This window comes from Burkholderia sp. 4NA327C6 (genome assembly GCF_005502655.1).
GTDB classification, from domain to species: Bacteria; Pseudomonadota; Gammaproteobacteria; order Burkholderiales; family Burkholderiaceae; genus Burkholderia; species Burkholderia contaminans.
The window spans coordinates 1-21,626 of the sequence record NZ_SCNZ01000001.1 but is presented as its reverse complement, the minus strand read 5'-3'; the positions used below and the strand labels follow the sequence as shown (position 1 = coordinate 21,626).

Below are 21,626 nucleotides of genomic sequence, written 5' to 3'. Positions count from 1 at the left end.
CGTGAGCAGCCCATTCGTGATCAGTGAGTTTCGTCGCTATCGGACGCGTCACCGTTGCTGTCGGCCAGACCATCGCGCCAGTTCTTCCAGGCGCGGTGCAGGCGGTTCGACGAGATCGGCCGCATGAAGCCCAGCCATTTGCCGACCCGCTCGGGCGGCACGTCGTGTTCGAACAGTTCAGCCGCATAGGTATTGCGCAGCGTTTGCGGGCTCGCGCGCGCGGTGCGCGACGACGTGAGCCCCGCGGATTCGACGATCGCATCGATCGCGCGCAGCATCGTCGCCTTGTGCATCGGCCGCCCGGCATGGGATGCGGGGAACACGAGCTCTCCCGGAATCTCCTGGCGCTTGCGCTCGGTGAGCCAGGCTTCCAGCAGCGCGATCGCGAACGATGCCAGGTGGGTTTCGCGTGCGAAATCCGGATGCGTCGACTCGATCCGCAGTGATGTTCCGCTTGTATTGATGCAACTAATCGTGAGTGCTCGCGCTTCGCCGGTTTTGATGCCCGCACCGAGAAAGGCGGCAACGAGTGCGCGGTCGCGCCGCTCTTTCCAGTATGCGGAACCGGATACGCCGATCGGCGAAAAAAGATACGCGAGCAATGTTGCGCGCTCGGCCGGCGTGAGGAAACCGGTCGGTTCGTTGTCGCGCGCCTTGCGCCAGTTCGCTTCGCCATCCTGAGCAATGAATCGGGCCGGGTTGGTCGACGCGTATTCGGTGCGCCGGATGTGGTCGAGCACGCGCTCGATCAGCCGCAAATAGCGCATTCTCTGGGTTTTCCGGATCGGCAGTTCGCCGACGAAATTCGCGATGGTTGCGGTATCGACCGTGGCCAGATTCTTCTGGTGCGCGCGCATCCATGTGAGAAACGCGCCCCATTGCGCGCGGTAGACGTCGGCTGACGAGCGGCGATAGTCCTGCATGGCGAGCCAGGCATCGAATGCGGCTTCCGGCGAGACGATCCAGTCGGATGCGCCGCGGTCGAACAGATCTGTTTCTTCCGGGCGTGCCGGCGTGTCGGGAGAGGCGGGAAGAGACATGTGATTTATTCCGTTAGTTGCGTATATGGTAGCCCTTTCCGCAACGTCTCGGGCAGCAAGAGGCTGATCAAGGCCGCCATACGCAGCGGCCCGGGCTCGGAGTCAGTCGCCCCATGCCTTGGACGGGCGATGAACGCGCGCGTGCGACGCCGTGTCGTTCGACGCAGTTGACGCTGCTTCATAGGCGAGAACCGCAAACGAAAATACGGCGGGCAGCGCATTCGAGCGCCCGAAGTCGATCGGATCGTCCGTTTCGGGAAAGGTCATGTCCAACTGTCGTTCGAACAATTGGCGCATGCCGGCGTCGTGCCGGCTGGCAAAGCCGAGATCGGCAAGCGCCTCGGCCTCGATGGCGTGCAGTAGCCGCCACGTCAGCGGAACGCGCTGGTGGATGTAGCGCCCGGCGATATGCCGGACGATCAGCTCGAGGTCGTGCGCGGCAGCCTTGAAGCTGAGCGCGGCCAAATCTTGTTCTTCTGTCATTGCAGGCTCCTGTCGACCGGGCAGGCGCCTCGGTGCGCCGGCTCCGGCCCATGCATGGCGGAATGTCCGTATACTGTACAAACATACAGTACTTTCCGCAACTGGCCTGCAATTGGCCGTTTGGCCAGCTGTTCGCGCCGTCAGCGATGGATCACGATCAGCAATGCCCGCGCCTCGGCCTTGCCGGGATTGCGGATTGCGTGCGGCTCATCGGCCGGGTAGCGCGCGGTGTCGCCCACCTTCAGGCGCCGGCTGGCTGCCGCGGCTTCGATTTCCATCGCGCCTTGCAGCACGGTGAGGTGTTCGCGCGTGCCGGGCTCGTGGGCGTTCGATATCAGTGCGCCGCCGCCCGGCAGCGTGAGCTCGTACCACTCGAACTTGCCGGCGAGGTCGATCGGGCCCCACACACGCAACTGGTAGCGGCCGTCATGGCCGGCGAGCGTCGGGATGTCGTGCGGGCCGTCTACCCGGATGGTCTCGGGTGCCTTCGGCTGCGAGAACAGCTCGTCGAGCGTGATGCCGAGCGCGTTCGTCAGCCGCCACGCCACGGCGATCGTCGGGTTGGCCTTGTCGCGCTCGATCTCGGAGAGCATCGATTTCGATACGCCGGCCGCGCGCGACAGGTCGTCGAGCGTCAGCTTGCGTTCGTTGCGCAGCCGCTGGATCTGCTCGCCAACACGCGGCGGCGTTGCGGCCGGCTGTTGCGGCGCGGCGCTGGCAGGCGTGCGCCGCGAACCGGAGGAACTTGCCATTTGGATTCCGTTCGCTTAGAGTTGTTCGATATTTCGAATTCTAGTTCGGAATATCGGATAAATGCGGTCAACCGAACGACCGACTATAACAGTAGCAGGCCGTTGCGCCGCCGCCACGAGTGGCGCGTTGCGGAATGCGAAACCCTGTCAGGAGCTTTGCGATGCGTGATGCCTTTCTCGCCCAGGTGCGCGGGACGCTGGACCAGATCCGCGCGGACGGTTTTTACAAGACCGAGCGCGAGATCGCGAGTCCCCAGGCGGCGGACGTGCGGCTCGCCGGTGGTGCCGGCGTGCTCAATTTCTGCGCAAACAACTATCTGGGTCTGGCGAACGATTCGCGCCTGATCGACGCGGCGAAGGCCGGCCTCGACCAGGACGGCTTCGGCATGGCATCGGTGCGCTTCATCTGCGGCACGCAAACCGTGCACAAGCAACTGGAAAGCGCGCTGGCCGCGTTTCTCGGCACCGAGGACAGCATCCTCTATTCGAGCTGCTTCGACGCGAACGGCGGGCTGTTCGAGACGCTGCTCGACGAGAACGACGCGGTGATCAGCGACGAACTGAACCACGCAAGCATCATCGACGGCGTTCGCCTCTGCAAGGCGAAGCGCTTCCGCTACAAGAACAACGACCTGGCCGATCTCGAGGCGAAGCTCAAGGAAGCCGACGCGGCGGGCGCGCGCCACAAGCTGATCGCGACCGACGGCGTGTTCTCGATGGACGGCATCATCGCCGATCTCAAAGGCATCTGCGATCTCGCCGATCGTTACGGCGCGATCGTGATGGTCGACGATTCGCACGCGGTCGGCTTCATCGGCACGCACGGCCGCGGAACGCCCGAGCACTGCGGCGTCGAAGGCCGCGTCGACATCATCACGGGCACGCTCGGCAAGGCGCTCGGCGGTGCATCGGGCGGCTATGTCGCCGCGCGTCGCGAGGTCATCGAACTCCTGCGCCAACGCTCGCGCCCGTACCTGTTCTCGAACACGCTCACGCCGAGCATCGCCGCGGCCTCGCTGACGGTGCTGGCGCTGCTCGGCAGCGACGAAGGCGCGAAGCTGCGCGAGCGCGTGCGCGAAAACGGCGCGCGGTTCCGCAAGCAGATGACCGAGGCCGGCTTCACGCTCGTGCCGGGTGCACATCCGATCATTCCGGTGATGCTCGGCGACGCGCAGCTCGCGACGAACATGGCTGACAAGCTGCTCGACGAAGGTGTCTACGTGATCGGCTTCTCGTTCCCCGTCGTGCCGCGCGGCCGCGCGCGCATCCGTACGCAGATGAGCGCCGCGCATACACCCGAGCAGATCGACCAGGCGGTCGCCGCGTTCGTGCGCGTCGGCAAGTCGCTCGGCATCATCTGACGGAGGCGCGATCATGAAAGCACTGGCAAAGCTCGAGCGCGGCCCCGGCCTCACGCTCACGCGCGTGAAGCGCCCCGAAGTCGGCCACAACGACGTGCTGATCAAGATCCGCCGCACGGCGATCTGCGGCACCGACATCCATATCTGGAAGTGGGACGACTGGGCGCAGAAGACGATTCCCGTGCCGATGCACGTCGGTCACGAGTATGTCGGCGAGATCGTCGAGATGGGGCAGGAAGTGCGCGGCTTCGCGATCGGCGATCGCGTGTCCGGCGAAGGCCACATCACGTGCGGTTTCTGCCGCAACTGTCGCGCGGGGCGCCGGCATCTGTGCCGCAACACGGTCGGCGTCGGCGTGAACCGCGAAGGCGCGTTCGCCGAGTATCTGGCGATTCCCGCGTTCAACGCATTCAAGATTCCGCCGGAGATCTCCGACGATCTCGCATCGATCTTCGATCCGTTCGGCAACGCGACGCACACGGCCCTGTCGTTCAACCTCGTCGGCGAAGACGTGCTGATCACCGGCGCGGGCCCGATCGGCATCATGGCCGTCGCGATCGCGAAGCATGTCGGCGCGCGCAACGTCGTCATCACCGACATCAACGACTACCGGCTCGAACTCGCGCGCAAGATGGGCGCGACGCGCGCGGTCAACGTCGCGCGCGAGTCGCTGCGCGACGTGATGTCCGACCTGCACATGACCGAAGGCTTCGACGTCGGCCTCGAAATGTCGGGTGTGCCGAGCGCGTTCACGAGCATGCTCGAGGCGATGAACCACGGGGGCAAGGTCGCGCTGCTCGGCATTCCACCCGCGCAGACGGCGATCGACTGGAACCAGGTGATCTTCAAGGGGCTCGAGATCAAGGGCATCTACGGCCGCGAGATGTTCGAGACCTGGTACAAGATGGTCGCGATGCTGCAGAGCGGCCTCGACCTGTCGCCGATCATCACGCACCGCTTTGCGGCCGACGATTACGAGAAAGGCTTCGCCGCGATGTTGTCTGGTGAAAGCGGCAAGGTGATTCTCGACTGGACGGCCTGAGTGCCGACAAGGGGCGGTGCGGCATGTTTGCCGCCTGCCCCGTGTTTGTTTGACGTCTGCGTTTTCGAGTCGAAACACGCGAATCTGCGCTCAAGGTGAGATTATTCGGGAGCTGTGTTTGCGCGCCGAATCGCGACAAGATCGCACATCGGTGACCTGCAATCGCACGTTCACTTCACCTGTCGGCAGTCGTCCCGCTTCCCGCCGTCACGCCGTTCGGCACTTCCCCCTCTTCCAGGCACTTCCCTCTTGACTGCCCGCGTGATCGTTCGCCACGCACGCCATGCGATGCCATGCCGAACCGCACCGTCAACCGTGAGCCTTCATGCGTGGTTGCGGCTCACTCATGCGTGAAGCGATCGACATCGATGGAAATCGACCGGTGCGCAGGCCGCTACTTGATCCGTTCACCATTCAACCCTCGCGGTTCGAGCTGAAGACTCAACACGACGAGCCAGCGCTTCGGGCACTGTGGCGCGATGTCGGCCGGATCGCCGTGCGCGCCGGGAACGGTGACGAACCCGTGTTGCGCCGCGTATTGATATGCGCGCAACGCGTCCGCCTGCAGCCAGAAGCTGACGAGCGCACACGTGACGAAGCGGAACAGCAGCACCGTCGCGGCATCCGGCGCGAAGCCGGCCATCACCAGCAGGCTTTCGAACGCGAACGCCAGCGCCTGGGCGACCGCGATCGTGAGAAACGTCAGCTTCAGCACACCGCGCAGCCGCTGCGCCGCGCGCACGCGTGCATGCCGGACGTCAAGCCGGGTGTGATCGTCGCTGCCCTCGCGCTTCGGCATATCGTGTTTCATGACACTGCTCCGACGTGCCGCGCGATGTCGAACTGCGCCGTATTGCCGGCAACGATGCGACCGCTCCCGACGCTGACGGATTTGCACAGGATCGTGCTGTCGTAGTTGTGTCCCGGAAAGCGCATCACGTCGACCGGTTGAAATCCTTCGCGTCGATAGAAATCGATGAGCCGGACTGCCGCATACGGTGCGTCGAGTGCGAGATGCGTCGCGCCGCGCGCGGCGGCCCGCCGCTGCGCGAACGCGAGCAGCGAACGGCCGATGCCGCGATCCTGCCAGACAGGATCGACGGCCAGTTGGCCGAGTGTCGCGACGTGCCGGCTGCGGTACGGATCGCAGCGGGAATCGGGATCGTGCGACCGCATCGTCATCGTCGCGACCAGGTGGGCGTTGCCGAGCGCGACGAAGCACTCGCCGGTGAGCACGCGTTCGCGCGTCGTCGCGGGCGGCTGATCGACGCCCGGGCAGTTGAAGCCCAGTGCGCCGAGCGGTGCGAACGCGCGATGCAGCAGCGCGGTCAACGTGTCGTACGAATCGCTGCACGGGTCGAAGCGCCGCACGACGACGCGGCCGTCGAGCCGCTTCGCATAAGCCGCATAGGCGCGCACGGGGCGCGCGGATTCCGGTCGCTGCATGATGTCCTTTCGCCCAGACGGGGTGACCGAAGTGTAGTGAGCGTCACGCATCTGCTTCAAGAAAAAATGTCGTAAACGGGGCGGCCCACGTCGCCCGTCCAGGCTGTGATTCAGCCCTCTCGCCGACAGGGCTTTTGCATCCGGGAGTTGACGGCGGAGAACGATCGTTCTACCGTAAGCGCATGAACACACCTCACGACTCCTCCGCCGAACTGGGCGTTCGCGACCGGCTGCTCGATGCAGCCGAAGCATTGATCTATTCGGGCGGCATCCATGCAACCGGCGTCGATGCGATCGTCAAGCGATCCGGCGCGGCCCGAAAGAGCTTTTATTCGCATTTCGAATCGAAAGAGGCGCTGGTCGTGGCCGCGCTCGAACGTCGCGACGAACGCTGGATGCGCTGGTTCGTCGATGCAACGCTGGCGCGCGGCAAGGCGCCGCGCGTGCAGTTGCTCGGCATGTTCGACGTGCTGCGCGACTGGTTCGGGCAGCCCGACTTCCACGGCTGCGCGTTCCTGAACGCATCGGGTGAGATTCCCGATGCGGATGATCCCGTGCGCGTCGTCGCACGTGAGCACAAGGCACGCCTGTTGGCATTCGTACGCGAGCGGTTCGATGCGTATGCCGACGAAACCGGCGTCGAGCGCCGCGGGCTTGCGCGACTGGCGCGCCAGTGGCTCGTGCTGATCGACGGTGCAATCGGCGTGGCACTCGTATCCGGCGATGCAAACGCCGCGCGCGACGCGCGCGCAACGGCCGAACTGCTGCTCGACGCGGTGTCCCGCTAGTCGAAGCAGCGATCCCGAACCGGCCGCGATTGTCCGCGGCCAGAACCTGAACAGGAGCAATCCATGTCCGCTTCCCCCGAAGTCCGTCCGCCCGTTCCGCCCTTCACGCTCGAAACGGCGCGCCAGAAGGTGCGCGCCGCCGAGGACGGATGGAACACGCGCGACCCGCAGCGCGTGTCGCTCGCCTACACGCCGCAAAGCCGATGGCGCAATCGTGCGGAATTCGTGACCGGCCGCGACGAGATCGTCGGGCTGCTGCAGCGCAAGTGGGCGCGCGAGCTCGACTACCGGTTGATCAAGGAGGTGTGGGCGTTCGACGGCAATCGCATCGCGGTGCGCTTTGCATACGAATGGCATGACGATGCCGGCAACTGGTTCCGTTCGTACGGCAACGAGAACTGGGAGTTCGACGAGAACGGCCTGATGGCACATCGTCACGCGAGCATCAACGACCTGCCGATTCGCGAGCAGGATCGTCTCTATCACTGGCCGCTCGGTCGCCGTCCGGACGATCATCCGGGGCTGTCCGATCTCGGGCTGTGATGCGCGCGTCGGCTCGACTCGACGGATCGACGAACACGTCACCGGCATGCAACGGTGAGGAAATTCGGGAGTCGGTGCGCTGAAGGTGAGATTTTTCGGGACGAGGTGAAACGTCGCGTCAGGCTGTGTGCAACGAGCCGTTCGACGCGGCGGCGCATCGGGCAAACCGGGCGTGCCGCACACGTTGGCATCGCGTGATGCACGTGTTTGCACGCAACGGTGTGCCTTATTGCGCGATGCATCTCACCGATCGCACAGGGCCGGCAGTGAATTGACGATCGGTGTGCACGCACGCGATGTGCAGCTCACCGATCGTGACGACTTCGAAGACGGATGGCGGGAGCCGCGCGCGTGGCGGTGCGGTGTCGTTCATCACTCGACGTCACCGTGCTGGCGACGGAATCCGCACGAGTGCGCAAATGCGTTGCGTGTCGCTCACCGCTCACCGCTCACCGCTTCACGCAGTCACTATCCGGCGCGTGCGAACGCGCCGGGCATGATCGTCAGCCCGCGATGCGCGCGGCGATCGCCTCGCCGACTTCCTGCGTGCCCGCATTGCCGCCGAGATCGCGCGAATGCGGCCCCGTGCGCAGCACATCCTCGATCGCGGCGACGATCGCATCGTGCGCTTCGCGTTCGCGGCCGGCGCCATTGCCGAGGAAGTCGAGCATCAACGCTGCCGACCAGATCATCGCAACGGGGTTCGCGATGTATTGCCCCGCGATGTCGGGCGCGGAGCCGTGCACGGGTTCGAACAGCGACGGAAACTTGCGGTCGGGGTTCAGGTTCGCCGACGGTGCGATGCCGATCGTGCCCGTACAGGCCGGCCCGAGATCCGACAGGATGTCGCCGAACAGGTTTGACGCAACGACGACGTCGAAGCGGTCAGGCTGCAGCACGAAGCGCGCACACAGGATGTCGATGTGCTGCTTGTCGACGGCGATGTCGGGATAGCGTTCGGCCATCTCGGCCGTGCGCGCGTCCCACCACGGCATGCTGATCGCGATGCCGTTGCTCTTCGTCGCGACGGTGAGGCGCTTCGCGCGCCGCTGTGCGAGGTCGAACGCGAATTTCAGCACGCGCTCGGTGCCGTGACGCGTGAAGATCGACTGCTGCATCACGATCTCGCGTTCGGTGCCTTCGAACATCGTGCCGCCGACCGACGAATACTCGCCCTCGGTGTTCTCGCGCACGATCATGAAGTCGATGTCGCCCGCGCGGCGGCCGGCGAGCGGCGACGGCACGCCGTCGAACAGGCGTGCGGGCCGCAGGTTGATGTACTGGTCGAACTCGCGGCGGAATTTCAGCAACGAGCCCCACAGCGAAATGTGATCGGGCACCGTCGCCGGCCAGCCGACCGCACCGAACAGGATTGCGTCCATGCCCGACAGCTGCGCCTTCCAGTCGTCCGGCATCATCTTGCCGTGCTGCGCGTAGTAGTCACAGCTCGCCCAGTCGATCTGGACGAAGTCGAAGCGCACGCCGAAGCGCGCGGTCACGGCCTCGAGTGCGCGCAGGCCCTCGGGCATCACTTCGCGGCCGATGCCGTCGCCGGGAATCACGGCAATCTTGTAAGTCCTGTCGGTCATGCAAATCTCCTTGGCTGGGCGGCCGGCTGCCTGGGGCGGTAGCGGCGCGTTACGACATTTTATTTATTTCCATTCAGATTAAAATCGTGCGAAAGGTTAATCGACTTTCCACGAATCGTGAACAAATCGCCGAATCTGGACGACCTGCGCGTGTTCAGCCTGGTCGTCCGCCTGACCAGCTTCAGCGCGGCCGCCGAGCAGCTCGCGGTATCGCCCGCCTATGTCAGCAAGCGCATCGCGCTGCTCGAGGCGCAGCTCGGCACGCGCCTGCTGCATCGCTCGACGCGCCGCGTGACGGTGACGGAAGCCGGCGAACGCGTGTACGCGCGCGCCGAGAAGATCCTCGACGACGTCGATCATCTCGTCGAGGACGTGTCGACCACGCGCACGGTGCCGCGCGGGACGCTGCGCATTTCGAGCAGCTTCGGCTTCGGCCGGCACATCGTCGCGCCGGCGTTGCTCGACTTCACCGTGCGCTTTCCGCAGCTGAACGTTCGGCTCGATCTGTTCGACCGGCTCGTCGATGTCGCGGGCGAAGGCTACGACCTCGACGTGCGCATCGGCGACGAGATCGCAGATCACCTGATCGCGCGCCGCCTCGCCGCGAACTACCGCGTGCTGTGTGCATCGCCCGACTATCTCGCACGGCGCGGCACGCCGCGCTCGCTCGCGGATCTCGCGTCGCACGACTGTCTGGCCATCAAGGAGCGCGATCACCCGTTCGGCGTGTGGCGGCTGAACGTGCGCGGCGAAACGGCAACGGTGAAGGTCGGCGGCGCGCTGTCGACGAACCATGGCGAGGTGGCGGTGCAGTGGGCACTGGCCGGGCGTGGAATCGTGTTGCGCTCGATCTGGGAAGCAGCGCCGCTGATCGAACGCGGCGCACTGTGTCGCGTGCTGCCGGAGGCAATCCAGCCCGCGAACATCTGGGCCGTGTATCCGGAACGCGTCGCGGCGTCGGCGAAAGTGCGCGTGTGCGTGGATTTCCTGGTGGAGACGCTGGCCGGCTTGAATGCCGCCGCGGGTGACGAGACGGCCTGAAACCTCCTAAAGGTGAGCTTTTACGGGGGGCTGTGCGGAACGTCGGCAGGCCCTCGGTTCCGGCTCGCAATCACGTCGCGAGCCGGTAACGTCCACCTTGCACCCACGCATAGGCGGCCGCAATGTGCAGGGCCGGCCGACGATGGCGCCTGCATGTGCCTTATGCCGCTTTCGCCACGTCTGCCGCGCCGAGCATCAGGTCGAGGTTCTGCACGGCCGCGCCGGATGCCCCTTTGCCGAGATTGTCGAACACGGCGGACAGCAGCACCTGGCCGTGATCGGCATTGACGAACACGCCGAGCCGCAGGTCATTGGTGCCGTTCAGCGCTTGCGGATCGAGATGCGTGATCGCTTGCGTCGCCGCGAGCGGCGTGACGTCGACGTGACGCGCGCCGGCGTAATGGTGCGCAAGACACGCATGCAACTGCTCACCGGTCACGCCGGCAGGAAGCAGGCGCAGCTCGATCGGCACGGTGAGCACGATGCCTTGCCGATAGGCACCGTAGGCCGGCACGAACATCGGGCGATTCGTCAGACCGGCGTGCAGCTGGATCTCCGGCACGTGCTTGTGCGCGAGTGCGAGGCCGTAGACCTGTAGCGGTTTCGCTTGCGACGCATCGTTCGACTCGAATGCGTCGACGGCAGCCCGTCCGCCGCCCGAGTACCCGGAGACGGCATGGATGGCCACCGGGTAGTCGCGCGGCAGCAGGCCGGCCTGTTGCAAGGGGCGCAGCAGCGCGATCGCGCCGGTCGGATAGCAGCCGGGATTGGTGACGCGCCGCGCGTGCGCGATCGTCTGCGCATGCCCGTTCGCCATTTCGGGAAAGCCGTAAACCCAATCCGGCTGCGTGCGATGGGCCGAACTCGCATCGATCACGCGCACCGCCGGATTCCGGATGAAGCCGACCGCTTCGCGCGCGGCCGCATCGGGCAGGCACAGGATCGCGATGTCGGCTGCGTTGATTGCCTCGGCGCGGCGCACGGGATCCTTGCGCTCGGCGTCCGGCAGCGTGACGAGCTGCAGGTCGTCACGCCCGCGCAAGCGTTCGTGGATCAGCAATCCGGTCGTGCCTTGGTCGCCGTCGATGTAGACAGTGGGCTGGCTCATGATGGTCGCGCGCCTTCGGTTCGGTCGTCGGGAAAGCCGTATCGTCCGCCGAACACCTAGAATAGGAAAAGTTGAATTTGCTGACTACGAGATTCAGTTTTCTTGAACGAGAGGTGAAGGATGCGAGAGATCAGCCTGGACCGCCTGCGCACGCTGGTCGCGATCGCGGACCACGGGTCCTTTGTCGCCGCCGCGCAATGGCTGCATCTCGCGCCGCCGACCGTCAGTCTTCACATTGCCGAACTGGAAAGCCGGATCGGCGCGCCGTTGCTGTCCCGCACGCGTGGAAACGTGCGGCCTTCGCCTATCGGTGAAGTGCTGGTGGAGCGGGCGCGTCGCCTGCTGGCCGAGGTCGAATCCACGCTGGACGATGTGCAGCGGCAGGTGCAGGGGTTGACCGGGCGCGTACGCCTCGGCGCTTCGACCGGAGCGATCGCGCACCTGCTGCCGCAGGCGGTGGCCGGGCTGCGCGAGCAGCATCCGGACATCGATGTCCAGATCGCGGTGCTCACGTCGCACGATACGCTGGCGCGCATTGCGCAGGGCACGCTCGATATCGGACTGGTGGCGCTGCCGCAGACGGCGGTCGCGGGGTTGTCGATCCGCGCGTGGCGGCGTGATCCGGTGATGGCGTTCCTGCCGGCGGACTGGCCGCTCCCGGCGCGCGTGACGCCCGGCTATCTGGCTGGCCGCCCGCTGATTCTCAACGATGCGACCACCCGCCTGTCGCGGCTCACGACGGAATGGTTCGCGCTGGGCGGCCATCGGCCGGAGCCGCGGATCGAACTCAACTACAACGACGCGATCAAGAGCCTGGTCGCGGCGGGTTACGGCGCGACGCTGCTGCCGCACGAGGCGGGCGCGCCGCTACCCGACGCACGCATCGTCATGCGGGCGTTGCGCCCGGCGCTGTGGCGGGAACTGGGTATCGCCCATCGGGCGGGGGCGGTCGAGCGGGCGACGCAGCACGTGCTCGATGCGTTGTGGGCGCTGAAGGCACGATAGCGCGCCGGCATTCGGGAACGTCGGTGCGGCCGGTCGTTCGTGCCGGCAGTACCTGCACATCCGCGGCCTGGCGCTTCAAAGCCGGTTGTCCTTCGCGAGCGTCAGCACGCGCGCCCAGCGTTGCGCATCGCGCTTGTCCGTCATCGGCAGCTTCCATTCGCTGCGCACCGCATCGCGCACGCGCACGACGAGATGCCAGCGGCCGCCGATCGGCGCGGCCTGGCAGCCGTCGAGCTGCGACAGCGTATAGCGGCCGTCCGCGCCGTCGTGCGACAGCCACAGCAACCCCTGCGTCGCGGACACGCGCAGCTCGCCCCACGCGCGATGCACGACGTGGGTCCAGCCTTCTTCCTTCGTATTCGGTGCGATGTCGCGGCGGCGTTTGATCCACCACGCGACCAGCGCGATCAGGATCGCGGCGGCGAGCACGGCGGCCGCGATCGCGACCGGCTGGCCGAACTGTGCGGCGATGACGTGAAACAGGTGAACTGCGCCCCATCCGAGAGCGATGAGCGCGAATAGTGCAATGAAAATCGGCATGTCTGAACGGAGAAGAGGACGGACCGGCGCATGCGTCGCGCCAGTCCGTCGCGCGCGGCATTACCGTTTGCGGTGAATGTCGTGCGTCACGAAGCCCGCGTCGTTGTTGGGCAGCGCGAGGCCGTCCTTGACTGCGAGCGTCTTGCGGATGTCGTCGAGACCCGCGGACCAGTGGTCGCGCATCGTCGACAGACCGAACTGATAGTCCTTGTAGTGATGCTCGTACGCCTTCTGCTGGTAGATCAGGTGCTGGATGTTGTACTTCTTGCTGCACGACATCGCATCGGCCTCGATGCACCACGGATCCGCCTTGCGCTGCTCTTCCGGCACCTGGTCGAGCACGTGGCGCAGCACGTTGCGGTAGCGCTGTTCGCGCTGCAGCGTGTCGGTGACGAAACGCGTGCGGCTCGAATACTGCACGTCCTTCGTGCGCTCGGCGACGTCGGCCATCGTGCGCGGCAGCGGCCCGCGCGCGCTCCACAGATCGACCTGGAACGCGAGCGTGTCGCGGCGCGGCCGTGCGCGGAGCACTTCCATCAGCGGCGTATTCGACACCACACCGCCGTCCCAGTAGTACTCGCCGTCAATCTCGACCGGCGGGAATGCGGGCGGCAGCGCGCCGGACGCCATGAAGTGTTCGGGCGCGAGACGGATGCGCGAGTTGTCGAAGTACACGAAGTTGCCGGTACCGACGTTGACCGCGCCGACCGACACGCGCGTTTCGCCCGAATTGATCCGGTCGAAATCGCACAGCTTCAGCAGCGTCGCGCGCAGTTGCGACGTGTCGTACCAACTGATCTTCTCCGGGTGATCCGACACGCCCGGCAGCGGCGGCGGGAAGCGCGGCACGAAGAAGCCCTGCTGGCCCTGCATCATCGCGCTCGCGGCCTGCGACGCGGTGAAGAACGTGCGGACCTGGTCGATGCTGTTGAACAGCGCGAACTCGAATGCGGCCGGAATCGTCGGGAAGAACGCCGGCTTGCAGATCGTTTCCCAGAATTCGCGCAGCCGCTCGACACGATGCTCGGGCGCATTGCCCGCGATCAGCGCGGTGTTGAGCGCGCCGATCGAGATGCCCGCGATCCAGTCGAGCGGGATGCCCGCCTCGTGCAGCCCTTCGAATACGCCGGCCTGATACGCGCCGAGCGCGCCGCCGCCTTGCAGCACGAGCGCGATCGTCTCGTACGGCAGCGTGCGCGCGGCGGCCGGTGCGCCGGCCTCGTGATGCAGGTCCGCCGCATCGACGGCCTGCTTTTCGGTGCGGGCGTGCGGCTTCATTGCATGAACCAGCCGTGGCTGACGATGAACGACTGGCCCGTGAGCGCTGCGCTCGGGAAGGCCGACAGGAACAGCACCGTCTGCGCGACGTCCTGAACGGTCGTGAACACGCCGTCGACCGTATTGCCGAGCATCACCTTCTTCACCACTTCCTCTTCGCTGATGCCGAGCTCCTTCGCCTGCTCCGGAATCTGCTTGTCGACCAGCGGCGTGCGCACGAAGCCCGGACACACGACGTGCGAGCGCACGTTGTGCTTCGCGCCTTCCTTCGCCAGCACGCGGGCCAGGCCGAGCAGGCCGTGCTTGGCCGTCACGTACGCCGACTTCAGCGGCGACGCTTCGTGCGAGTGCACCGAACCCATGTAGATCACGACACCGCCGCGATCGTCCTTGTACATGTGCTTGAGCGCCGCCTTGGTCGTGAGGAACGCGCCGTCGACGTGGATTGCCTGCATCTTCTTCCAGTCGGCGAACGAATAGTTCTCGATCGGGTTGACGATCTGGATGCCCGCGTTCGACACGAGGATGTCGACCGAGCCGAACGTTTCGGCCACCTTGTCGATACCGCTGTTCACGGCTTCCTCGTTCGTCACGTCCATCGCGACGCCGATCGCCTTGCCGCCCGCCTTGACGATTTCGTCGGCGACCGCGTTCGCGCCGTCCTGGTTCAGGTCGGCGATCGCGACGGCCGCGCCCGCTTTCGCGAGCTCGAGTGCGATTTCCTTGCCGATGCCGCTCGCGGCGCCCGTGACGACTGCGGTCTTGCCATTCAGGTTGCTCATGTTCGAATTCCCGTGGTGAAAGGATTGACAGGGAGAAAGGACTGCGGACGTGTTACTGAGCCAGGTAATCGTAGACGACTTCGCCGAGACCCAGTGTCAAATCCGCGACGATGTGGCGGGCTTCGACGATTTCGAGCACGGGCAGGTCGGCCACGGGCGCGAGCGCATGCGGCGCCAGCTCGAGCGATGCGGGGCCCGTCCATGCACCCTTCATCTTGATGTCCTGCATGTAGTAGCGCACCAGTTCGCAGACGCGCGCGGTGCCGTCGACGTGCGGGATGATCTTCAGCAGGAAATTGGGGCCGGCGAGACGCCTGGTCTGCTCGTCGATGTCGAGTTCCTTGTGCTTGTAGCCCATCGTGCCGGTGGCGACGCGCACCTTGCCGTAGTCGAGCGTGCCGAGGAGGTGGTCGGTGTTCACGTGCAGCGTGGGCGACGCGAGTTTCTTCGGGAAGCCCCACAGTTCGCGGCCGCCGGCGATCGGCGGGTGATCGTCGAGATACATCGCGAGCGTATAGCCGCCCGGCTGGCCGTTGTATTCGACGGGAATCACCTGGCCGCTTTCGGTGTAGTCGCCGAAGCCGGTCGAATCGGCCATGCGGATGAATTCGTAATGCACGAGCGGCTCGGTGACCTGCAGCGGCTCGGGGACGATTTCGCGGAGACGGTCCGGATCGGTGCGATACGTGATGATCAGGAACTCACGATCGACGAAACGGTAAGGGCCCATCGGGAAGGCGGGGCTGGTCAACGGCATCGCAAACGCTTTCGATCGGACATCGCTGGGTTTCATGCGGACTCCTTGTTGTTGATCGCTTCGTGGATGAGTGCTCGTAAGCTCGTAATCCTATGCCTGTGCGTTGCCGTTGTGCGATGCCGCATGTGGAATTAATTGTTGCCGATTTCGAAGCAGTTGCAACATAAATATTGAGATGAATGGCATAAACGGCCTGGATGGCATCCGGCGTCCCGATATTTGCACGTATCGATGACGCCGCGATGTGAAAAAGGTGAGTCTTTACGGGAAGCTGGGTGAGCCTTTACGGGGGACGGGCGCGCGGGAATATGACAATTGTGTGAACTTGTGTTGCAGTGCAGGCTCTAAGTGCGTTCGTCGCGGCGGGCTTTGCCGCACGCGCGCGGCCGTCTTGTTAAGCATCACTTAAGCGGATGCGCCATAGCATCGTTCGTATCAGGCCGGGCAACCGGCCGAATTTTTACGCCCCACGCAACCGGATTCATGCAGACCCTCAATCTCACCCTCTTTTCCGCCATCAACGCCGGGGTTGCGCCGCAGCCGGGCGTGGCCCGCCTCGCCATCTTCGCCGCCGACTGGCTCGTCTATGCGTTGCCCGCGATGTTGCTGCTCACCTGGATCTTCGGCGCGCGCCCGACGCGGCGTCAGGCGATCGAAGCCGGCCTCGGCGTGTGCGTGGCGCTCGCGCTCGCGCAGGTCATCGGACATTTCTGGTTCTCGCCGCGCCCGTTCATGGCGGGCGTCGGCACGCAGCTGATTCCGCACGCGCCGGACAGCTCGTTTCCGAGCGATCACATGACGTTCGCGTGGAGCATGGCGGTCGGGTTGATGCTCGGCGGCACGACCCGGTTCACCGGGTTCGTGATGGCCGCGATGGCCGCGGTGATTGCATGGGGGCGGATCTATGCGGGCGTGCACTGGCCGTTCGACATGGCGGGCGGCGTGCTGGTCGGCACGGCCGGCGCGCTGGCCGCGCACCTGTACGGGCAACGCGTGACCGCACTGCTCGAACGGCTCGGCGATTCGGTGCATGCCGCAGTGACGGGCCGCCGGCACGCGCCGTAAGCGGCAGGAGGTCGGGCAGGACGCCGTCAGCCGGGTGTCTTGGCCGATTCGGCCGATGCGGACGGGCCACCTCCCGCATCGTGCAGTTCAGGGGTATCGGCCGGGTGTTGCGCGGCGTCGCGCTCGAGTGCGCTTTCCTTCAGGATCGCGCACATCGCGACGAACAGCGCGAGTACCACCGCGGCAAGGCCGCAATAGCCGACGATCTTCAGGTTGCGAAGGAACGGCGAAGCGTGGCTTTCTTTTGTCATGACCGGGCGCTCCTGGGCGGGCTGCGGCGGCTGTCGCCCGACAGCGGCGTCGCATCCACAGATATATACCAGTCGCGATAGCGGTGCCAAGCCCGCTGGTGCGCCGACGCCACGATTGTGTCGTCGTGGCGCTCAACCTCGATCGGGTACCCGTTTGCCGGGCACCCGCATCCATCAGTCTTCCAGCGTTTCGTGCACGGCCGCCGCGCCGCGCTTCCAGTAGGCCGCCGCGCGGATGCGCGACTTGTCGACGCCGCGCTCGCCGGTCAGGTGCTGGCGTACCGCGCGCATCGACAGCGCTTCACCCGCCGCCCACACATAGCCGTCGCCGGACGGCGGCAGCGGCAGCTCGCGCACGGCATTCAGCAGCACGTCGCCGTCCGCCGCGTCGGCTTCGGCGCGGAAGCGCCAGATTTCATGCACGTCGGCACGCGTGTCGAACGCGATCTGCGCGGTACGATCCGCGACTTCCATCACGACGGCTACGCGCGCGCCGGCCGGCAATTCCTCGAGACGCCGCGCGACCGCCGGCAGCGCCGTATCGTCGCCGATCAGCAGGTGCCAGTCGAAACCGGTCGGGACGACGAACGAACCGCGCGGGCCGCCGATGCCGAGCCATTGGCCGACACGTGCCTGGGCGGCCCACTGCGACGCGGGGCCCGGGTGGTTCAGCACGAATTCCAGATCGAGTTCGCCGGCGGCGCGGTCGAAACGGCGCGGCGTGAAGTCGCGCGCGACCGGCTTCGGCTCGCCTTCCGGAAACTCGGGGCCATTCGCGCCGAGCGTCGGCAGCACGGGCCGTTCAGCGCCGGGCGGCGGGAAAAATACCTTCACGTGATCGTCGAACGACGCGGATTCGAAATCCGCGAGATCGGGGCCGCCGAGCGTGACGCGCAGCAGGTGCGGCGTCACGGCGTGTACGCGCAGGACTTGCAGCAAGCGGAACTTGAGGGTGTGGCGCACGCGGGTCACGGTGCGCTCGGATGTGTTCTGCATCAATCCGTTCTCCTTAGGGTTTGCAGGGGCGGCGCGGATTACGCGCTGGTGCCGCCTTCGATTTCAGCCGTCGCGCGGCGCATGATGGCCGCGATGCGACGCTGTTCGTCGGCGTCGGCCGCGCTCTTGTGCAGCAGCGCCCGCTTGAGTGCGAGACGTGCCTCGACGAACTCCGGCAGCCAGCCTGCTTGCGCTTCGTCCGGCGTTTCGTTGCCCGCCGACTCCCCGGCGAACGCGCGGCGCATGAACTCCATCTTGCGCGCGAGGTGCGTGAGGCGCGCGAACAGCGTATCGACGCGTTCGCGCTGCGCGTCGAGATGCGCGCGGCCGGCGTCGGTCAGCGCATAGCGCTTGCGGTTGCCTTCCGCCTGCGATGCGACGAAGCCGACTTCTTCGAGATACGTGAGCGCCGGATACACCATGCCGGGGCTCGGGCTGTAGAAACCGTTCGAACGCGTGTCGAGCGCCTTGATCAGCTCGTAGCCGTGGCTCGGTTGCTCGGCGACCAGCGCGAGCAACAGCAGCTGGAGATCGTCGGAGCTGAACTGGCGGCCGCGCGGCATGCCGTCGTCGCCGAAATCGCCAAAGCCGCCGCGCCCGCCACGGCCGCCGAACGGGCCGCCACCGAACGGATCGTGGCCGCGACGATGGCGGCCGATCGCGTACCAGAGACCGGTGAACCACTCAGGGCGGCCATGCGCACCATGACCGTCGCATCGGGCATGGCCGCGGAAAGGGTTGTGTCGCATGATCGAGTCCTATATGTCGTAAAACATATCTAAAGATATATATCGAAAGATAGGTCGTCAAGGAGATTTATTGGGGCTGGATGGTGGGGCGAGGGGGACTGGCGGCTTGTAGGTTCTCAATGAATGTGAGCTTTTTCTCACATATTGATTTCCGAAATTAATAGATCGAAGCTATTTACGCGTTGGCATCGCGCGGATCCCAATTCGTCCGTTCTTTGCAAATAGATCGGTTCATGACCACGGCTGCATCGGCTTCGTGGACTTTTCACCATGCGGTGAGAGGTGCAACGGAGGCAGAGATGGGGTGAGGAATCTTTTTGCGTCGGACTGGTTCCCCTGGGCCATGCCGAAGATGTGCCTGTCCGACGAGGAGATCAAGGCATCGTTTGGATGTGCCAGCCCTTTTTAGCAAGGGCATCGCGTATCTTCTGCGGGACACGGTTTTCGTTTGCCGCAAGGCATAGCAGGGTCGTTGGACGTGACATCGCAACGTAGAGGTTCCTCATCTGCGCCTGCTGGGTCTTCGGAAGCTTCGCCAGCGCCTTAGATGGCATGCCAGCGATGTACTCGAGCCCGAGAGCAACGTCGAACTTGCGACTGTTGCCACCGTAGGACTCGAGTACGAGCGAGGCCGAGTGCGTTTCCCCCTTCATGCTCGCGACAGTACCAAGGTCAAACTGAATCGACCTTCCGTGGTCAAGCGCGTGGCACGTGGTGACGGCGGGAGCGGTCGCAGCGTTCCCGACGTTCGCCGGTTCGTCGAACACGCTCAACGCCTTGAACGCTTCAATCTCAAGCTCTTCAGGGAGATATGGCTTGAGTTCTTCGTACAAAATCTGGAAAAACGTGGCGCGCTGGTCGAGTGAACAGAACTGCTCGCCAGAAAGTGCCAGTTTGCGGGTCAGCAGTTCGATTCGACCAGTGGGCGCAAATGCGTTCGCGGCTCGAGGCAGCGCGCGCCCGTCTCGAATGTCCTTCGCCAGCGGTGAGCCGGCATTACGAAGCACGAGCAGTAAGCTCCGGCGGACGTCTGAAACGCGTGCGCTGAGTATTCCCTCTTGAAGAGCGGTTCCAGTATCCCTGACAAGGCTCCAGAAGTTCTCTGAACGCATGCCAGTAGTTGGCAGGCCAACGCCATAGGCCGGCCAGTAATCGCGCAAATGGCGTCCAGCGTCGACGTCGCCTTCGCCCGACTTCCGAGCACACATAGCCTTCACGTCGTGAGTGCTGACCTCGGTTTCGCTCAGGCGACTGATGATAAGTTTTCCAAAGTGTTGGATAACCTTTGGTGCATCATTAGTCGCATACAAAAGCAGGATGGGCGCGTGTGCGCTGTTACCTTCGCCGATAACCGCCTCGCCACTCATGCGAACGCTGCCCACAGCTTGCGCAATCGCGTCACCGAATCTTTTGCTCGTGCTGATGCATCCGTGGCCCTGACGAGGGAACGTGAGCCGGTCTGCATTCTCTTCATCCAGGAGGATTTTCTGGTCGATATCTCCGAACCGTTGCATCACCGACTTTCCATCGAAAATGCGATTCAGGAAGGATTCTTGGTCCCAGGATGTGTCTTGCATTTCGTCGATGAATACCATGGGTGTTGATGTCCGCACAGAACTGACCCACTAGAGCTGAAAATTTTCATCGAATTTTGACCCACGTGATTGAATGCCCTGCTCAATCTTTGAGCAGGGGATACAAAGGTGATCACGGTGGGTATATTGGCCAAGATCAGGCGGATGTATTTCCGCGAGAAGGTCCCGTTGCGCGAGATTGCGCGGCGTACGGGCCTGTCCCGAAACACGGTGCGCCGCTGGCTGCGGCAGACTGATGCCGTCGAGCCGAAGTATCCGAAGCGCGTCAGCCCGAGCGTCATCGACGACTGGGCCGCACAGCTGACAGGTTGGCTGCGTGCCGACAGTCATCGCCCGAAGCGTGACCGGCGCACCGCCCGGTTCATGTTCGAGGCGATCCGCGCCGAGGGTTACGCCGGCAGCTACGGCCGGGTGAGCGCGTTCGTGAGGCGTTGGCACGAGGAGCAGGCTGAGGCGCCTCGCAGGCAGGCCTTCGTGCCGCTCGCCTTCGAACCCGGCGAAGCCTTCCAGTTTGACTGGAGCTGCGAATACGCTTTTATTGGCGGGCTGCGGCGACGCCTGGAGGTCGCCCACGTCAAACTTAACTCCAGCCGCGCGTTCTGGCTCGTCGCCTATCCCACACAGAGTCACGAGATGCTGTTCGATGCGCACGCCCGCGCGTTCGCCGCGTTCGGCGGCGTGCCGCGGCGCGGCATCTACGACAACATGAAGACCGCCGTGGACAAGGTTGGCCGCGGCAAGGAGCGTGCGGTCAACGCGCGCTTCGAAGCGATGTGCAGTCACTACCTGTTCGAGCCGGAGTTCTGCAACCGGGCTGCAGGCTGGGAGAAAGGCATCGTCGAGAAGAACGTTCAGGACCGGCGACGTCAGATTTGGCACGAAGCAGCGCTACGGCGCTGGGAAACGCTGGAGATCCTGAACGAATGGGTCGCTGGTCAGTGTCGTGAGGCGTGGCACATGCGGCACCCGCAGTGGCCTGAGCTGACAGTCGAGGATGTGCTGCAGGACGAGCGTACCCGGCTGATGCCCAATCCACGGCCGTTCGACGGCTACATCGAGCAGACCCTGCGAGTCTCGTCGACCAGCCTGATTCACTTCCAACGCAACCGCTACAGCGTGCCCACCGAGTACACGAACCAGTTGGTGAGCGTGCGCTGCTATCCGGCATATCTCAGCGTCGTCGCCAACGCCCAGGAGATCGCACGCCACGAACGCAGCTTCGAGCGGCACATGACCTTCTACGATTGGCGCCACTACGTCACGCTGGTCGAGCGCAAACCCGGCGCACTGCGCAACGGCGCACCGTTCATCACGATGCCGCAGCCGCTGCAACTGCTGCAGCGGCATCTGCTGAAACACCCGGGCGGCGATCGCGTCATGACGCAGGTGCTCGCTGCGGTGCGCGAACACGGGCT

The 21,626-nt window shown here is 64.9% G+C and carries 23 protein-coding genes; 8 read left to right on the top strand and 15 right to left on the bottom strand.

Annotated features, from left to right (window positions below; all coding sequences use genetic code 11):
• Positions 1-20: 20 nt before the first annotated feature.
• The 3 genes from FFS49_RS00125 to FFS49_RS00115 all read right to left on the bottom strand — a co-directional run bounded on the left by FFS49_RS00125 (position 21) and on the right by FFS49_RS00115 (position 2,275).
• Positions 21-1,040 carry a tyrosine-type recombinase/integrase gene (locus tag FFS49_RS00125; protein WP_039344623.1) on the bottom strand — a complete coding sequence of 340 codons (1,020 nt, stop codon included), beginning with the start codon at positions 1,038-1,040 and terminating at the stop codon, positions 21-23.
• 102 nt (positions 1,041-1,142) lie between these two features.
• Complete coding sequence (locus tag FFS49_RS00120) at positions 1,143-1,523, bottom strand: DUF2471 family protein (protein WP_039344620.1); 381 nt, start codon at positions 1,521-1,523, stop codon at positions 1,143-1,145.
• 140 nt (positions 1,524-1,663) lie between these two features.
• Positions 1,664-2,275, bottom strand: a complete 612-nt coding sequence (locus FFS49_RS00115; RefSeq protein ID WP_039344617.1) for an XRE family transcriptional regulator — start codon at positions 2,273-2,275, stop codon at positions 1,664-1,666.
• 161 nt (positions 2,276-2,436) lie between these two features.
• Here FFS49_RS00115 and FFS49_RS00110 point away from each other — a divergent pair, with 161 nt between their 5' ends.
• Positions 2,437-3,636, top strand: coding sequence for a glycine C-acetyltransferase (locus FFS49_RS00110; protein WP_047851416.1), 1,200 nt, complete (start codon positions 2,437-2,439; stop codon positions 3,634-3,636).
• A gap of 13 nt (positions 3,637-3,649) precedes the next feature.
• Positions 3,650-4,678 carry an L-threonine 3-dehydrogenase gene (tdh, locus tag FFS49_RS00105; RefSeq protein WP_011356765.1) on the top strand — a complete coding sequence of 343 codons (1,029 nt, stop codon included), beginning with the start codon at positions 3,650-3,652 and terminating at the stop codon, positions 4,676-4,678.
• 394 nt (positions 4,679-5,072) lie between these two features.
• Here the strand turns inward: tdh and FFS49_RS00100 are convergent, their stop codons facing one another.
• Positions 5,073-5,489, bottom strand: a complete 417-nt coding sequence (locus tag FFS49_RS00100; protein WP_105816262.1) for a hypothetical protein — start codon at positions 5,487-5,489, stop codon at positions 5,073-5,075.
• Positions 5,486-6,124 carry a GNAT family N-acetyltransferase gene (locus FFS49_RS00095; protein ID WP_039344607.1) on the bottom strand — a complete coding sequence of 213 codons (639 nt, stop codon included), beginning with the start codon at positions 6,122-6,124 and terminating at the stop codon, positions 5,486-5,488. Before FFS49_RS00095 ends, FFS49_RS00100 begins: the two co-directional genes overlap by 4 nt.
• 182 nt (positions 6,125-6,306) lie before the next feature.
• On the opposite strand from FFS49_RS00095, the gene FFS49_RS00090 reads away from it, so the two are divergent.
• Complete coding sequence (locus FFS49_RS00090; RefSeq protein ID WP_105816261.1) at positions 6,307-6,912, top strand: TetR/AcrR family transcriptional regulator; 606 nt, start codon at positions 6,307-6,309, stop codon at positions 6,910-6,912.
• 63 nt (positions 6,913-6,975) lie between these two features.
• A complete protein-coding gene (locus FFS49_RS00085; RefSeq protein ID WP_105816260.1) occupies positions 6,976-7,455 on the top strand; it encodes a nuclear transport factor 2 family protein in 480 nt (159 codons plus the stop codon).
• Between the two features lie 503 nt (positions 7,456-7,958).
• Here FFS49_RS00085 and FFS49_RS00075 read toward each other — a convergent pair.
• On the bottom strand, positions 7,959-9,044 hold the full coding sequence (locus tag FFS49_RS00075) for a tartrate dehydrogenase (protein WP_039344597.1): 1,086 nt from the start codon (positions 9,042-9,044) through the stop codon (positions 7,959-7,961).
• 117 nt (positions 9,045-9,161) lie between these two features.
• On the opposite strand from FFS49_RS00075, the gene FFS49_RS00070 reads away from it, so the two are divergent.
• The gene (locus FFS49_RS00070; RefSeq protein WP_039344594.1) at positions 9,162-10,085 is read left to right on the top strand and encodes a LysR substrate-binding domain-containing protein; all 924 of its coding nucleotides are present in this window, start codon (positions 9,162-9,164) and stop codon (positions 10,083-10,085) included.
• A 160-nt stretch (positions 10,086-10,245) separates the two neighbouring features.
• Here the strand turns inward: FFS49_RS00070 and argC are convergent, their stop codons facing one another.
• The gene (gene argC / locus FFS49_RS00065; RefSeq protein WP_105816259.1) at positions 10,246-11,193 is read right to left on the bottom strand and encodes an N-acetyl-gamma-glutamyl-phosphate reductase; all 948 of its coding nucleotides are present in this window, start codon (positions 11,191-11,193) and stop codon (positions 10,246-10,248) included.
• Between the two features lie 120 nt (positions 11,194-11,313).
• Between argC and FFS49_RS00060 the strand changes: the two genes are divergently transcribed.
• Entirely contained in the window at positions 11,314-12,198 is an 885-nt protein-coding gene (locus FFS49_RS00060) for a LysR family transcriptional regulator (RefSeq protein WP_105816258.1), read from the top strand.
• A gap of 75 nt (positions 12,199-12,273) precedes the next feature.
• Here the strand turns inward: FFS49_RS00060 and FFS49_RS00055 are convergent, their stop codons facing one another.
• From FFS49_RS00055 to FFS49_RS00040, 4 genes are read right to left on the bottom strand one after another with little or no spacing between them, the layout of a single operon-like run.
• Positions 12,274-12,738 carry a hypothetical protein gene (locus FFS49_RS00055; RefSeq protein ID WP_039344585.1) on the bottom strand — a complete coding sequence of 155 codons (465 nt, stop codon included), beginning with the start codon at positions 12,736-12,738 and terminating at the stop codon, positions 12,274-12,276.
• A gap of 60 nt (positions 12,739-12,798) precedes the next feature.
• Complete coding sequence (locus FFS49_RS00050; protein WP_039344582.1) at positions 12,799-14,016, bottom strand: patatin-like phospholipase family protein; 1,218 nt, start codon at positions 14,014-14,016, stop codon at positions 12,799-12,801.
• Entirely contained in the window at positions 14,013-14,798 is a 786-nt protein-coding gene (locus FFS49_RS00045) for a 3-hydroxybutyrate dehydrogenase (protein ID WP_039344578.1), read from the bottom strand. The genes FFS49_RS00050 and FFS49_RS00045 overlap by 4 nt, the downstream gene beginning before the upstream one ends.
• Before the next feature lie 52 nt (positions 14,799-14,850).
• Positions 14,851-15,591, bottom strand: a complete 741-nt coding sequence (locus FFS49_RS00040; protein ID WP_039344575.1) for an acetoacetate decarboxylase — start codon at positions 15,589-15,591, stop codon at positions 14,851-14,853.
• Between the two features lie 447 nt (positions 15,592-16,038).
• Here FFS49_RS00040 and FFS49_RS00030 point away from each other — a divergent pair, with 447 nt between their 5' ends.
• A complete protein-coding gene (locus FFS49_RS00030; RefSeq protein ID WP_105815940.1) occupies positions 16,039-16,620 on the top strand; it encodes an undecaprenyl-diphosphatase in 582 nt (193 codons plus the stop codon).
• Between the two features lie 26 nt (positions 16,621-16,646).
• Here FFS49_RS00030 and FFS49_RS00025 read toward each other — a convergent pair whose 3' ends face one another.
• From FFS49_RS00025 to FFS49_RS00010, 4 genes are all read right to left on the bottom strand, one after another.
• Entirely contained in the window at positions 16,647-16,871 is a 225-nt protein-coding gene (locus FFS49_RS00025) for a hypothetical protein (protein ID WP_039344569.1), read from the bottom strand.
• A gap of 174 nt (positions 16,872-17,045) precedes the next feature.
• Positions 17,046-17,867 carry a siderophore-interacting protein gene (locus FFS49_RS00020; protein WP_171026701.1) on the bottom strand — a complete coding sequence of 274 codons (822 nt, stop codon included), beginning with the start codon at positions 17,865-17,867 and terminating at the stop codon, positions 17,046-17,048.
• Between the two features lie 38 nt (positions 17,868-17,905).
• Complete coding sequence (locus FFS49_RS00015; protein WP_071333516.1) at positions 17,906-18,616, bottom strand: PadR family transcriptional regulator; 711 nt, start codon at positions 18,614-18,616, stop codon at positions 17,906-17,908.
• Between the two features lie 374 nt (positions 18,617-18,990).
• The gene (locus FFS49_RS00010) at positions 18,991-20,211 is read right to left on the bottom strand and encodes a hypothetical protein (RefSeq protein WP_105815942.1); all 1,221 of its coding nucleotides are present in this window, start codon (positions 20,209-20,211) and stop codon (positions 18,991-18,993) included.
• A gap of 117 nt (positions 20,212-20,328) precedes the next feature.
• Between FFS49_RS00010 and istA the strand changes: the two genes are divergently transcribed.
• On the top strand, positions 20,329-21,626 hold a 1,298-nt coding region (istA, locus tag FFS49_RS00005), incomplete at its 3' end, for an IS21 family transposase (protein ID WP_137950990.1).